This window comes from Acinetobacter sp. WA-87, assembly GCF_039938935.1.
Taxonomy (GTDB): Bacteria; Pseudomonadota; Gammaproteobacteria; order Pseudomonadales; family Moraxellaceae; genus Acinetobacter; species Acinetobacter seifertii.
The window spans coordinates 51,710-65,806 of record NZ_JBDUVF010000003.1; the positions used below are offsets into that span (position 1 = coordinate 51,710).

The 14,097-nt window shown below is 41.5% G+C and carries 11 protein-coding genes; 10 read left to right on the forward strand and 1 reads right to left on the reverse strand.

Going from position 1 to position 14,097, the window contains the following annotated elements; all coding sequences use genetic code 11:
• Positions 1-291: 291 nt before the first annotated feature.
• From ABFY81_RS10390 to zigA, 3 genes are all read left to right on the forward strand, one after another.
• Positions 292-1,680 (forward strand): amino acid permease, encoded by a 1,389-nt coding sequence (locus tag ABFY81_RS10390; RefSeq protein WP_347913727.1) that lies wholly within the window; start codon positions 292-294, stop codon positions 1,678-1,680.
• Between the two features lie 158 nt (positions 1,681-1,838).
• A complete protein-coding gene (locus ABFY81_RS10395; protein WP_004704772.1) occupies positions 1,839-2,519 on the forward strand; it encodes a D-Ala-D-Ala carboxypeptidase family metallohydrolase in 681 nt (226 codons plus the stop codon).
• A gap of 148 nt (positions 2,520-2,667) precedes the next feature.
• Complete coding sequence (gene zigA, locus ABFY81_RS10400) at positions 2,668-3,933, forward strand: zinc metallochaperone GTPase ZigA (protein ID WP_347913728.1); 1,266 nt, start codon at positions 2,668-2,670, stop codon at positions 3,931-3,933.
• 35 nt (positions 3,934-3,968) lie between these two features.
• Here zigA and ABFY81_RS10405 read toward each other — a convergent pair whose 3' ends face one another.
• Positions 3,969-5,081 carry an acyltransferase gene (locus tag ABFY81_RS10405; RefSeq protein ID WP_347913729.1) on the reverse strand — a complete coding sequence of 371 codons (1,113 nt, stop codon included), beginning with the start codon at positions 5,079-5,081 and terminating at the stop codon, positions 3,969-3,971.
• Between the two features lie 354 nt (positions 5,082-5,435).
• Between ABFY81_RS10405 and hutC the strand changes: the two genes are divergently transcribed.
• The 7 genes from hutC to hutG all read left to right on the forward strand — a co-directional run bounded on the left by hutC (position 5,436) and on the right by hutG (position 13,979).
• Complete coding sequence (hutC, locus tag ABFY81_RS10410) at positions 5,436-6,188, forward strand: histidine utilization repressor (RefSeq protein ID WP_005066641.1); 753 nt, start codon at positions 5,436-5,438, stop codon at positions 6,186-6,188.
• The gene (locus ABFY81_RS10415; RefSeq protein WP_347913730.1) at positions 6,185-6,760 is read left to right on the forward strand and encodes a HutD family protein; all 576 of its coding nucleotides are present in this window, start codon (positions 6,185-6,187) and stop codon (positions 6,758-6,760) included. The genes hutC and ABFY81_RS10415 overlap by 4 nt, the downstream gene beginning before the upstream one ends.
• Before the next feature lie 251 nt (positions 6,761-7,011).
• On the forward strand, positions 7,012-8,688 hold the full coding sequence (gene hutU, locus ABFY81_RS10420; protein ID WP_002054061.1) for a urocanate hydratase: 1,677 nt from the start codon (positions 7,012-7,014) through the stop codon (positions 8,686-8,688).
• An 87-nt stretch (positions 8,689-8,775) separates the two neighbouring features.
• A complete protein-coding gene (gene hutH / locus ABFY81_RS10425; RefSeq protein WP_317857510.1) occupies positions 8,776-10,314 on the forward strand; it encodes a histidine ammonia-lyase in 1,539 nt (512 codons plus the stop codon).
• Between the two features lie 64 nt (positions 10,315-10,378).
• Complete coding sequence (locus tag ABFY81_RS10430) at positions 10,379-11,791, forward strand: amino acid permease (RefSeq protein ID WP_151818533.1); 1,413 nt, start codon at positions 10,379-10,381, stop codon at positions 11,789-11,791.
• Positions 11,792-11,842: 51 nt separating this feature from the next.
• Positions 11,843-13,048, forward strand: coding sequence for an imidazolonepropionase (hutI, locus tag ABFY81_RS10435; protein ID WP_347913731.1), 1,206 nt, complete (start codon positions 11,843-11,845; stop codon positions 13,046-13,048).
• A 10-nt stretch (positions 13,049-13,058) separates the two neighbouring features.
• Complete coding sequence (gene hutG, locus ABFY81_RS10440) at positions 13,059-13,979, forward strand: formimidoylglutamase (RefSeq protein WP_347913733.1); 921 nt, start codon at positions 13,059-13,061, stop codon at positions 13,977-13,979.
• The last annotated feature ends 118 nt before the right edge of the window (positions 13,980-14,097 follow it).

The window sequence follows — 14,097 nt, forward strand, 5'->3', positions numbered from 1 at the left end:
CAATAAGTTTTAACCTTGGTTAGATCATTTTTTTACTTATGAGTTTGATATAGACCGAGCACAACCAATTGCTTCATGGTTCTTATAATACTGAATTCATAAAATTACGCAATACATAATTTAATTACACATTGCATAATAATTGTTATTTCTTGCATTTTCTGTTTTCATGCGCGGTTATGAGAAAAGTAACGCAATTATTTTTTCATCAATCTCTATGAAAATCTGATCAATTTATGATATACGTAATTTATTGGAAAAAAATTACGTGACAAGGATGAGAATAATCATATGTCAACACAAGAGCAAGGAAACCTGAAACACGGTTTGAGTAATCGTCACATCCAGCTGATTGCATTGGGTGGAGCGATTGGTACAGGGCTGTTTCTTGGTATATCACAATCGATTAAATTGGCAGGTCCATCGGTAATCTTGGGTTATGCGATTGCAGGATTTATTGCTTTTTTAATGATGCGCCAGCTTGGTGAAATGGTGGTCGAAGAGCCAGTAAGTGGTTCTTTTAGTCATTTTGCTTACAAATATTGGGGACCATTTGCAGGCTTCATGTCAGGATGGAACTACTGGGTACTTAACGTACTGGTATGTATGGCAGAGTTAAGTGCAATTGGTCTGTATATTCAATATTGGTGGCCGCAAATCCCAACGTGGGCATCCGCGCTAACGTTCTTTATTCTCATTAATGGTATTAATTTATTGCATGTTAAGTTTTTTGGCGAAATGGAATTTTGGTTTTCCATTGTTAAAATCTTAGCAATTTTAGCCATGATTGCTTTCGGTTCGTATTTACTTGCAACCGGTACAGCAGGACCACAAGCAAGTATCAGTAACCTTTGGGCATTAGGCGGTTTCTTTCCGTTTGGTGTTGAAGGCTTGGTGATGGCAATGGCAGTCATTATTTTTGCTTTTGGCGGTATCGAGCTTTTCGGTATTACTGCGGCTGAAGCACGTGACCCAGACAAAACCTTACCTAAAGCGGTAAATCAGATTATCTATCGTATTTTGATTTTCTATATTGCAACGCTTCTTGTTTTATTCTCATTATTCCCTTGGAATCAAATGGCACAAGGCGGCAGTCCTTTTGTAATGGTGTTTGCTTCTTTAGACAGTCAAGGCGTTGCGACTTTACTCAACTTCGTGATTTTGACTGCTGCGGTTTCAGTTTATAACGGTACAAGCTATTGCAGTAGCCGTATGTTGTTAGGCCTTGCTCAGCAAGGAAATGCACCAAAATTATTTGCACGTATTAATAAGCGCGGTATTCCAACCAATGCAGTGATCCTTTCTGCGGCAGTCACTATTTTATGTGTGTTGTTAAATTACATTTTCCCTGAAAAAGCATTTGGTTTACTCATGATGCTCGTGGTTGCAGCGATTGTGATTAACTGGGTAGTCATTTCATGGACACATTTAAAATTCCGTAAATTCATGATGCGCCAAGGTCAAACTACGAAATTCCCAAGTTTCATGTACCCATTTAGCAACTATCTTTGCATGGTGTTTATGCTCGGAATTTTAGTTGTCATGTCGCTAACGCCAGATATGCGTGTGGCGGTGATGATGATTCCGGGATGGATTTTGTGTTTGATGGTGGCTTATCAATTTAAACGCCGTAAGTTAAAAGCTGAGCAGCCTGTTCATGCTTTAGAAGCAGATATGTAATCAGGTCTGAGTTGGAAGTTAGAAAGGACGTATTGATACGTCCTTTTTTATTTTTAAAATTTACAACAGAAATGAAAGGACTTTATAATTGTTATATTATAACATCTGTTGAATGAATAACTAAGGCTTCCCGATGTTGAGGGAGGAACAACATATTTATGAAATATTCCTATTTAGGTTTAATCTTACTTTCTCTTACCGCGTGTACGACTCAAACACCTAAGCCAACGGTTTCTAAGCATCCTCACTCTTTGCCTCAGCCATCTAAAACAGTGGTAAGAATAAAACAACAACCCGAAGATTATATTGTTTGGATCGCAACCGCAGATCACGCGCAGTCTGTGCAGGCTTATAAGCAATTTCTGAAGCAGAAAGGACTTGCGAATTTAGTGCCAGATTATGAGTTATTACGTTCAGCTCGTGACTGGCAAAAATGTGGAGTGGAGCCTTATGCGGTGCCACCGAGAGAGATTTGGTCCAACATCGTTCCTACGCTTAGTATTTTAAAAGCATTGGTTGACGATGGCGTGATTAACGATTTTGAAGTGACATCAGCCTATCGAGCTTTATCTTTAAACCGCTGTGCCGGTGGTGCAGATGCTTCTCGACATGTCTTTAATGCAGCGCTTGATTTTCGAATTGGACCAGAACAGCCTAGCGACTTAGACCAATTCAATATTCAGCAAACCAAAACTAAACTTTGTCAGTTCTGGGAAACCAAGGGGCAAGCTCTTAATATGGGTCTGGGTGTTTATGCTTCGGGACAAATTCATATTGATAGCCAAGGTTTCCGATCATGGGGACCTGACCATCACTATAGAACCTCGATTTGTCAGTGACTATAAAAGCAATTCTTTCAAAGACTAAATGAGTTGGTTTGAATAAAAGCAGAATAAAAACTTGATCAATAGTTATGTTATAACATAACATTATTGTGGTTTAGAAATAGATTACGCCTGTGATCTGGCTATATTTCAATGGCCAGCCATGATCAGTTTAAATATTATTCGAAGAGATCAAGCCATGCACACTGCAATCGCCAACTCATTTGCCAAGCTTCCAGTTACCGTTTTATCTGGCTTTTTGGGTGCAGGAAAGACCACATTACTCAATCATATTTTAAATAATCGTGAAGGCCGCCGTATTGCCGTGATTGTTAATGATATGTCTGAGGTAAATATTGATGCGGCATTAGTACGCGAAGGTGGGGCGGAGCTTTCAAGGACAGATGAAAAACTGGTTGAAATGAGTAACGGTTGTATCTGCTGCACGCTACGAGAAGATTTACTGGTTGAGGTGAGACGTTTAGCCGATGAAGGTCGCTTTGACCAATTGGTGATTGAGTCGACAGGTATTTCAGAACCATTACCAGTAGCAGAAACCTTTACCTTTGAAGATGAAGATGGAAACTCACTCAATGAGTTTGCTCGACTCGATACCATGGTTACGGTAGTCGATGCTTTTAACTTTCTTAAAGATTACAGCTCAGTCGACTCACTGCAACAACGTGGCGAGTCCTTGGGTGAGCAAGATGAAAGAACTGTGGTTGACCTTCTGATTGATCAGATCGAGTTTTGTGATGTGATTGTGCTGAATAAAATTGACCTGATTGATCAGGCGCAGCAAGACCAGCTCATCGCAATTTTAAAAACGTTAAACCCGCGTGCCCGAATTGAAATTGCTCAATTTGGAAAGATCGCTTTGGATAAAATTTTAAATACACAGTTATTTGACTTTGATGAAGCCGCGCAAGCACCGGGCTGGTTAAAAGAACTACGCGGCGAGCATACGCCAGAAACTGAAGAATATGGCATTAGTAGCTTTGTTTACCACGCGCGTCGACCTTTCCATCCAGAGCGTTTTTATGATTTGGTTCAGTCAGAATGGCCAGGAGTCGTGCGTTCTAAAGGCTTTTTCTGGTTGGCTGCTGACCCTACCTTGGCCTATTCATGGTCGCAAGCGGGTGCAATGGCTCGACATGGCCTAGCAGGTTATTGGTGGGCTGCTGTTTCAGAAGAAGATTGGCCGAGTGACCTCGCCAGCATTGAGCAAATTAAGAAAAATTGGGACGCTCGTACAGGTGATGCACGTCAGGAACTGGTTTTAATTGGTATGCAAATGGATGAGCAAGCCTTAATAGAACGCTTAGACCGTTGTTTATTAAGTGATGAAGAAATGGCTTTAGGACCACAAGCTTGGCAGAACTGGTCGAACCCTTTTAAGCAAGATGATGAAACTATGTTGATCGCTTAATAAAACAAAAGCCCCTGATTTAAAGGGGCTTATTTTTATGATTTGTCTTTAATGAAAATCTTTCGAATATAGCTGTTAAGCGGTGTCGAATAATATTTTTCAATCGCTGCGCTAATAACAAAAGTTAGAACTAGATAGCCAATTAAAAGCATAATTTTGATGCTAGCGTCGGTTTGAGCCGGAACAAAGGCAACTTTCATAAGACCCAGCACAACCAGATGAAACAAATAAGTCTCATAACTTCTTTGCCCCAACCAGACCATCACTTTAGTCAATAGGTTATGCGCCTGTGTTTCGGAAGGATGCTGAAAACACAAAATGAGTAAGCCTGTAGCAAAAGCAAATAAGCTAATACCCCATGTGCTGACTTCTTTAATTGGCGTATATAAATATAGCGCGGTCATGCTCAAAATAAGCAACCAAGAAAAAGGCTTTTTATAAGTCCAGTTTGGTCGGTAGGTATGAGAAAATATCGCCGTTAAACAGCCAATTGCTATGCCATCAAAACTCGAAAAATAGTGATATAAATAGGCGCCGCTTTCTTCTCCAAAATGCAGAGACCTAAAATAAGGCCCGTATAAAATCACTCCAACAAGTACAGTAAAAAAGACCTTATTACTACGTGTGAACAGGCACAATAATGGAAAAACAAAGTAAAAAACTTCTTCTACAGAGAGTGACCACAACACACCCAAAGCATAGTTTACCCAACCAAATTTAATAATCAGGATGTTCATCCAGAAGGTTAGAGCTGCAAATATGGTTAAGGGATAGGAAACCTCAATGCCATTGGGGGCTTGGTTCATAAAGGGTTTTAAGTCAAATGAACCAAGTATGCTGACCCCTAAAATGAGTAATATCAGACACGGTAAAATACGCGCCGCCCGTCGGATATAAAAATGCTTGAGGTTAATTGCGGAAAACTGTTTGTCTCGTTTTAACGTGTGATGGGTAATTAAAAAACCCGAAATCACAAAAAACATGGTGACGCCATAATTTCCATTTCTTGCGATGACTGTGCTAAATGCTTCACCTAAAAAATCAAAACCTAACCATGTATCTTTAAGTTTATAAGGAATATTAAAATGATGTAAAAGAACCAACAGGATAGACATTCCACGCAGAATATCTATTTTATAATTACGCATTCGATGTGCTTCCAGCTTTATTAATATACTGTGTGGCAGAAGAATACTATTGATCAGTTATTTTAAATAAAAATTTTAAGCAGCATTTCGTAAACTAGAAAAGACGATACTTTTTACATCCTTGAATTGAGCACAGGCATAGCAGAAATAACTATTAAATAAATATTGATAAAGCCTTTATATATTTGAATTTCTCTACATAAAACTTTAAATTAGCTCTTATCGAGATATGTTTGTTTTTTAAACTTTTTAAAATCTATTTAATTCATAAATTAACATGTTGTATGTGGTTGTATATACATAGCATGTCAACTAAAATACCTTTTTGCCTGCCGCCTTTTTTGAGTATTTGTTATGCCCAGAACATCAAAACAAGAACATGCTGAGCTTTCGATTGAAGCTGATAGTCCAGTTCCTTTATACCAACGCGTAAAACAACTGATTTCACAAAAGATTTATGAAGGTTCATGGGCTGTAAATAAAAAAATTCCTTCGGAAAGTGAACTGGTTAATCAACTCGGTTGTAGCCGTATGACTGTAAACCGTGCGCTTCGTGAGTTAACGACTGAGGGCCTACTAGTTCGAATTCAAGGCGTTGGTTCTTTCGTTGCTGAAGGGCAAGGCCGAACTGCACTTTTTCAGATTAATAATATTGCCGATGAGATTATTGCACGAAACCATAAGCACCACGCTGAAGTTTTAGTCTTAGAACAAATTTATGCAAATGCAGAGCAAAGCGTGTTAATGCAGACTCGTGAAGGGCAAAGATTATTTCACTCGATTATTGTGCATTATGAAAATGATGTACCTGTTCAGGTCGAAGATCGTTTAGTCGATGCAGCACTGATACCAGATTATCTACAACAAGATTTTAAAACCATTACCCCAAATGCTTACCTCATGGCAAAAGCTCCTGTCTCAGAAGGTGAGCACATTGTCGAGGCAGTTTTAGCCTCTCCTCAAGAGTGTAAATGGTTGAAGATTACCAAAGCTGAACCATGTTTACTGATCCGTCGTCGTACGTGGTCAAACAAGCAGTTGATCTCAAGCGCACGTTTGATTTATCCAGGTAGCCGCTATTATCTCGAAGGGAAATTTAACCCATGATTGAATTGATCAAGGCCGATCAATATACAAAAATGCTTTGGAAAAACGGTGCGGGTTTCACTTTAGAAATTGCTCGAAGCCAAGGTGAAGCCGATTTCGATTGGCGCATTTCGATGGCTGATGTGACCACTTCTGGGCCATTTTCGTTATTTCCCAATAAGCAACGCATTATTAGCGTACTCGATGGACAGGGCATAGTACTGCATGTCGATGAGCTTCCTGCCAAAACGCTAAACCAAGGCGATATTTTTGCTTTTCATGGAGAGAGTCAGCTTCAAAGTGAACTGGTCGATGGGGCAATTCGAGATTTAAATTTAATTTATGATCCTGCAAAGTTTCATGCCCGTTTTCAGTGGTTGAATGATGCAGCGGAGCAGGCATTTATCAGCTCGGCAGACCTGATTTTTATTTTTAATCTGGGTGATGAGACACAAGTAAGCGTTGAGGGTGGTCTCTTTCAACTTGCTGCTTACGAGACGCTAAAAATTGAGAAAAAATCTGGTATCACATCAATCAATTTTCCCAAAAAACAACTCAAAAGCTGCTATGTCATTGAGTTAATTCAACGATAAAAAGACATCATTTACGACTTAAAAAGCACATGTCTTGTTAGAGGATATGTGCTTTTTTTATGCCTAATATAAAAATAAATTAATTTAATTCATAGGCTTATTCATTTTTTTTAAAAAAATATGAGTCACCCTCTTCACGCCGAAAAATATTTGTGTAGTATATGGATGTATATACAAGTTAATACATTACTATACAAATGCAGAGACAAGTGATGTTCTGCTGATGTAAGCTCAAAGGAAGGAGTCCGACTGTGACAACAACGACAACAAAATTTCGTGATGTAGAAATTCGTGCACCACGCGGCACTGAATTAACGGCTAAGAGTTGGTTAACTGAAGCCCCATTACGTATGTTGATGAATAACCTTGATCCGGACGTTGCAGAAAACCCGAAAGAGTTAGTTGTATACGGCGGTATTGGTCGTGCAGCACGAAACTGGGAATGTTTCGACAAAATTGTAGATACGCTAAAAAATCTTGAAACTGACGAAACTTTATTGGTTCAATCAGGCAAACCAGTAGGTGTGTTTAAAACTCATAAAGATGCACCACGCGTTTTAATTGCAAACTCAAACCTTGTACCACACTGGGCAAACTGGGAACACTTCAACGAGTTAGATGCAAAAGCACTCGCAATGTACGGTCAAATGACAGCAGGTTCATGGATCTACATTGGTAGCCAAGGCATTGTACAAGGTACATATGAAACTTTCGTTGAAGCAGGCCGCCAACACTACAACGGTGATTTAAAAGGTCGTTGGGTGCTTACTGCTGGTTTAGGTGGTATGGGTGGTGCTCAGCCTCTAGCTGCAACACTTGCAGGTGCATGTTCTTTAAACATTGAATGCCAACAAGCAAGTATCGATTTCCGTTTACGTACCCGTTATGTAGACGAACAAGCAACTGATTTAGACGACGCTTTAGCGCGTATTGACCGCTATACAAAAGAAGGTAAAGCAATTTCAATTGCGCTTCATGGTAACGCTGCTGAAATTTTACCTGAGCTTGTTCGCCGTGGTGTACGTCCAGACATGGTGACTGACCAAACAAGTGCACACGATCCACTTAACGGTTACTTACCAGTAGGTTGGACTTGGGACGAATACCGTGAACGCGCGAAAACTGAACCGGAAGCTGTGGTAAAAGCTGCAAAACAGTCGATGGCGAAGCACGTACAAGCGATGCTTGATTTCCAAAAAATGGGTGTCCCAACATTTGACTATGGCAACAACATCCGTCAAATGGCGAAAGATGAAGGCGTAGCAAACGCTTTTGATTTCCCAGGCTTCGTACCTGCTTACATCCGTCCATTGTTCTGCCGTGGTATTGGTCCATTCCGTTGGGCAGCACTTTCTGGTGACCCAGAAGATATTTATAAAACAGATGCCAAAGTTAAAGAGTTAATTCCTGATGATGAGCATTTACATCACTGGTTAGACATGGCTCGTGAACGCATTAGCTTCCAAGGCTTACCAGCGCGTATTTGCTGGGTTGGTTTAGGTTTACGTGCAAAACTTGGTTTGGCATTTAACGAAATGGTTCGTAGCGGTGAATTGTCTGCACCAGTTGTGATTGGTCGTGACCATTTAGACTCAGGTTCGGTTGCAAGTCCAAACCGTGAAACTGAAGCAATGCAAGACGGCTCAGATGCTGTATCAGACTGGCCTTTATTAAACGCATTGCTCAATACAGCAGGCGGCGCAACTTGGGTGTCTTTACACCACGGTGGAGGTGTAGGTATGGGCTTCTCTCAACACTCAGGCGTTGTGATTGTGTGTGATGGTACAGATGAAGCTGCTGCACGTATTGCTCGCGTACTCACCAATGACCCTGCAACAGGTGTTATGCGTCATGCCGATGCAGGTTATGAAATTGCGATCAACTGTGCGAAAGAGCAAGGCTTACACTTGCCAATGATCACGCAATAAAAATACATGGAAGAACAAGCGGTGCTTTTTGCAATTGTGAAAAGCACCGTCTCAGCAGAATATAGTGCAAAAAATTAGGAAGCCAACATGGAATTACTTATCCAACCGGGAAAATTGACCTTAGCCGATTTACGTCAAGCGTATCTCAATCCGATTAAAGTGAAATTAGATGAAAGTGCTTCTTCTGCAATTAATGCAAGTGTGGCTTGCGTTGAGAAAATTGTAAATGAAGGGCGTACAGCTTACGGTATTAACACAGGCTTTGGCTTACTCGCGTCAACCAAAATCGCTCCTGAAGATTTAGAAAAGTTACAACGTTCATTGGTTCTTTCGCATGCAGCAGGTGTAGGTGAAGCACTTGATGATGCAATGGTTCGTTTAATTATTCTATTAAAAGCAAATAGCTTGGCGCGTGGCTTCTCTGGTATTCGTCGTAAAGTAATTGATGCTTTGTTGGCTTTAATTAATGCCGAAGTTTACCCACACATTCCACTAAAAGGTTCAGTAGGTGCTTCAGGTGACTTGGCACCACTTGCACACATGTCTTTAGTGTTACTTGGTGAAGGTAAGGCGCGTTATAAGGGTGAATGGTTACCAGCCGTTGAAGCTTTAAAAGTTGCAGGTTTAGAACCAATTTCTTTAGCTGCTAAAGAAGGTTTGGCACTTTTAAACGGTACACAAGTGTCAACTGCTTATGCATTACGTGGCTTGTTTGAAGCTGAAGACTTGTTTGCTGCTGCAACGGTTTGTGGTGGTTTAAGTGTTGAAGCAATGTTGGGTTCACGTGCCCCATTCGATGCTCGTATTCACGAAGTACGTGGCCAACGTGGTCAAATTGATGTAGCTGCGGCTTATCGTGACCTATTAACAGACTCAAGTGAAATTGCACATTCACATGAAGACTGTAGCAAAGTTCAAGACCCGTACTCTTTACGTTGCCAACCACAGGTGATGGGTGCATGTTTAACCCAAATCCGTCAGGCTGCTGAAGTATTAGAAATTGAAGCAAATGCTGTATCGGATAACCCGCTTGTTTTTGCTGAACAAGGTGACGTGATTTCTGGTGGTAACTTCCATGCAGAACCTGTTGCAATGGCGGCAGATAATTTAGCATTGGCGATCGCTGAAATTGGCTCACTGTCTGAACGTCGTATTTCGATGATGATGGACCGCCACATGTCACAACTTCCACCATTCTTGGTTGCAAATGGCGGTGTTAACTCAGGCTTTATGATTGCACAAGTGACAGCTGCTGCACTTGCGAGCGATAATAAGGCATTAGCACATCCTGCAAGTGTTGATAGTTTACCAACTTCTGCCAATCAGGAAGACCACGTATCGATGGCTCCGAATGCCGGTAAGCGTCTTTGGTACATGGCTGACAACGTTCGTGGCATTTTAGCTGTTGAATGGTTAGGCGCTTGTCAGGGTTTAGACTTCCGTGAAGGTTTAAAAAGCTCGCCTAAACTTGAACAAGCTCGTAAAATCTTGCGCGATCAAGTTCCTTACTACAGCGAAGATCGTTTCTTTGCTCCGGATATCGAACAAGCTAGCGAATTGCTTGCGAGTGGTTGCCTAAACGAGTTACTCATTCCAAAACTACTCCCTAGTTTATCTGAAGTGTGATTGATAAAACGGTCACATGGAGTGGCCGAATCCAACTAAATTTCCTCAAGGATTGGAGATTAAAATGTCACAAAACTCCACACTACAGCGGGGTTTGAACACCCGCCATATTCGTTTCTTGGCATTGGGCTCAGCAATTGGAACTGGGCTTTTCTATGGTTCGGCTACTGCTATCAAAATGGCAGGGCCTTCAGTATTACTTGCGTATATCGTTGCAGGGATTGCAATTTATATCGTTATGCGCGCACTGGGTGAAATGGCTGTCCATAACCCTGTCTCTGGCTCATTCAGCCACTATGCATCTCAGTACATTGGTCCGTTGGCAGGTTTTACCACAGGTTGGACCTATGTTTTTGAGATGGTGATTGTTGCAATTGCCGATGTCACTGCTTTTGGTATTTATATGGGGTTCTGGTATCCCGATGTACCGCGGTGGATCTGGATTTTGTCTCTCATTATGTTTCTAGGTGCAATTAACCTTATTCATGTAAAAGTCTTTGGTGAACTCGAATTTTGGCTTTCAATTGTTAAAGTCAGTGCCATTGTTGCCATGATTGTCGGTGGTTTAGGCCTTATGTTTTATGGCTTCCATGTTGACCATAGCAATGTTGTACCGGGGCTTCAAAACCTATGGATTTATGATGGTTTCATGCCGCATGGTATTGCAGGTTTGATTGGATGTTTGTCTGTAGTTGTGTTTGCCTTTGGCGGTATCGAAATTATTGGTTTAACCGCAGGTGAGTCACAAGACCCGAAAACCACCTTACCAAAAGCAATTAATGCCGTTCCAGTCCGTATTTTACTGTTCTATGTACTGACTATTTTTGTACTGATGTCGATTTTCCCATGGAACCAGATTGGTAGCCAAGGCAGTCCGTTTGTACAAATTTTTGAAAACTTAGGCATTAAATCTGCTGCAAATATTCTAAACGTTGTAGTGGTAACCGCTGCAATTTCAGCAATTAACAGTGATGTATTTGGCGCAGGCCGTATGTTGTACGGTATGGCAAATCGTGGTCAAGCACCGCAAGTATTTAAGAAACTTTCACGTAATGGTGTGCCTTGGATGACTGTTGTGGTTATGGCTGGCGTGCTGTTAATTGGCGTAGTGTTGAACTACCTAATTCCTGAAAATGTATTTGTCATCATTGCATCAATTGCAACGTTTGCAACCGTTTGGGTATGGCTCATGATCTTGCTTTCGCAAGTGGCGATGCGCCGTAAATTATCTACTGCTGAAATTAAGGCACTAGATTTCCCTGTATTCGGCTGGCCATATGCACCTGCTTTTGCAATCGGGTTTATGGTGTTCATTTTAGTGATGATGGGCTACTTCCCGGACTCGCGTCCTGCAATTTATGTAGGTGCGGCATGGCTTGCTCTGTTAACCATTGCGTATCGCATTTGGGTAAAGCCGGAGCAAAGCTTGGGAAAGGAAAGTGAGCCTGTCCAGCAAAACATAGAAATGGAAAGCTAACAAATCAACTGCCCAATGGTTTAACTGTTGGGCAGTTTCGAGGATAGGCTAATGAAAAAACTTTGGCAGAACTGCCATATTGCGACCATGCAAAATGGGCAATATTCTTATATCGAAGATGCTGCAATTGTTACCGAAGGGCATCTCATCCATTGGATTGGAAAACAACAACAACTTCCCACCGACTCTTACTCCGAAACAGTTGACTTAAATGGCGCTTGGGTAACCCCGGGTTTCATCGACTGTCATACGCATAGTGTATTTGGTGGCAACCGTAGTGTTGAGTTTGAAAAGCGCTTACAAGGCGTAAGTTATGCTGAAATTGCAGCGAGCGGTGGTGGCATTGCAAGTACAGTACGCGCAACGCGTGAAGCCAGCGAAGAACAGTTATTAAACTCAGCACTTAAACGTATTCGCTGCATGCAGCAAGACGGTGTAACCACCATCGAAATTAAGTCTGGTTACGGACTCAACTACGAAAACGAGCGCAAAATGCTGCGTGTGATCCGTCAAATTGGTGAAGCTTTACCAATGACGGTCAAAAGTACGTGTTTAGCTGCACATGCTTTACCACCAGAGTACAAAGACCAAAGCGATGCTTATATCGAGCATATCTGTACAGAAATGCTGCCTAAACTACATGCAGAAGGTTTGGTCGATGCAGTAGATGCGTTCTGCGAACATTTGGCCTTTTCACCAGCTCAGGTTGAACGTGTTTTTAAAACGGCACAATCATTGGGTCTACCTGTTAAGCTTCATGCTGAACAGCTTTCATCGCTAGGCGGTTCAAGCTTGGCAGCACGTTATCATGCATTGTCGGCTGACCATTTAGAGTACATGACCGAAGATGATGTCAAAGCTATGGCAGAGTCGGGTACGGTTGCTGTGTTATTGCCGGGTGCCTTTTACCTATTACGTGAAACACAATATCCACCAATTGAAAGCCTGATTAAGCATGGCGTGCGTATTGCGCTGTCGAGTGATTTAAATCCGGGTACATCTCCAGCACTTTCTGTACGTTTAATGCTGAATATGGGCAGTACGTTATTCCGCTTAACACCTGAGCAAGCATTAGCGGGTGTCACCATTCATGCGGCACAAGCGCTCGGTTTAGAGCAAACGCATGGCAGTTTGGAGCAGGGTAAAGTCGCTGACTTTGTCGCTTGGGATATTGAGCATCCATCTGAAATTGTTTACTGGCTTGGCGGAGATTTGCCTAAGCGAGTCGTTCAGCATGGACAAGAAGTTATTTTTTAAACGGTGTCACATGAATCACACATTTAAATGGCAAGGCCGACATGATGGCGAGGGTGAAGCACATCAACGTATTCACCATATTATGAATAAAACCCAACATGCCGAATTTGCCCTGATTGGTTTTAGCTCTGATGAAGGCGTGAAACGTAACAAAGGCCGAGTTGGTGCTGCCGATGCGCCAGATGCGATTCGCACACAACTGGCTAACTTACCGATACATCGCCCAGTGAGTCTGGTCGATTTGGGTACGGTGACCTGCGAATATGAGAATTTAGAGCAAGCCCAAACCGAGTTAGCAGAACAAGTCGCAAACAGCCTGCAAAATGGTTTAAAGCCGATTGTGTTGGGCGGTGGACATGAAGTTGCATTTGGTAGCTTTAGTGGTCTGTTCCAATATGTACAAGCCCACGCGCCAGATAAAAAAATAGGCATTATTAATTTCGATGCCCATTTTGATTTGCGTGAAGCAGAGCATGCCACCTCTGGAACACCTTTTTTACAAGCAGCAAGGCTTTCAGAACAGCATCAAAAACAATTTAATTATTTATGTATTGGGGTTGCTAACCATGCCAATACTAAAGTTTTGTTTGATACGGCCGATGCTTTAAATTGTTCATATTTACGCGATCATGAGGTTAATATTTTTAACCTAAACAACGTGCTTGCAGCGGTAGATGCTTTTATTGCAAAAGTAGATTGCCTGTACGTTACGATTGATTTAGATGTCTTCGCGGCTGCGGTTGCACCGGGGGTCAGTGCGCCAGCCGTAAAAGGAATTGATTTAGCCACTTTTGAAGCAATTTTTAAGCATATTCAAGAGACTGGCAAAATCAAACTTTTAGATATTGCCGAGTGCAATCCAAAATTTGATTTGGACAATCGAACAGCAAAACTGGCTGCCTATATTGTTTATCAATATTTGTTTTCTTGAGAAACAATTTTTAATGTAGAAATGAAAAAGTGCACTGAGATCGCTCATGTGCGCTTTTTTTGACTTTCTGGTAAATTAAAGTCAAATATGGAATATAGATAGCAACTATAAATAATTT

What these genes read in the sequence shown, in the direction of transcription:
- ABFY81_RS10390 (WP_347913727.1), top strand. Translation starts at nt 292, where the DNA reads ATGTCAACACAAGAGCAAGGAAACCTGAAACACGGTTTGAGTAATCGT.
- ABFY81_RS10395 (WP_004704772.1), top strand. Translation starts at nt 1,839, where the DNA reads ATGAAATATTCCTATTTAGGTTTAATCTTACTTTCTCTTACCGCGTGT.
- zigA (WP_347913728.1), top strand. Translation starts at nt 2,668, where the DNA reads ATGATCAGTTTAAATATTATTCGAAGAGATCAAGCCATGCACACTGCA.
- ABFY81_RS10405 (WP_347913729.1), bottom strand. Translation starts at nt 5,081, where the DNA reads ATGCGTAATTATAAAATAGATATTCTGCGTGGAATGTCTATCCTGTTG.
- hutC (WP_005066641.1), top strand. Translation starts at nt 5,436, where the DNA reads ATGCCCAGAACATCAAAACAAGAACATGCTGAGCTTTCGATTGAAGCT.
- ABFY81_RS10415 (WP_347913730.1), top strand. Translation starts at nt 6,185, where the DNA reads ATGATTGAATTGATCAAGGCCGATCAATATACAAAAATGCTTTGGAAA.
- hutH (WP_317857510.1), top strand. Translation starts at nt 8,776, where the DNA reads ATGGAATTACTTATCCAACCGGGAAAATTGACCTTAGCCGATTTACGT.
- ABFY81_RS10430 (WP_151818533.1), top strand. Translation starts at nt 10,379, where the DNA reads ATGTCACAAAACTCCACACTACAGCGGGGTTTGAACACCCGCCATATT.
- hutI (WP_347913731.1), top strand. Translation starts at nt 11,843, where the DNA reads ATGAAAAAACTTTGGCAGAACTGCCATATTGCGACCATGCAAAATGGG.
- hutG (WP_347913733.1), top strand. Translation starts at nt 13,059, where the DNA reads ATGAATCACACATTTAAATGGCAAGGCCGACATGATGGCGAGGGTGAA.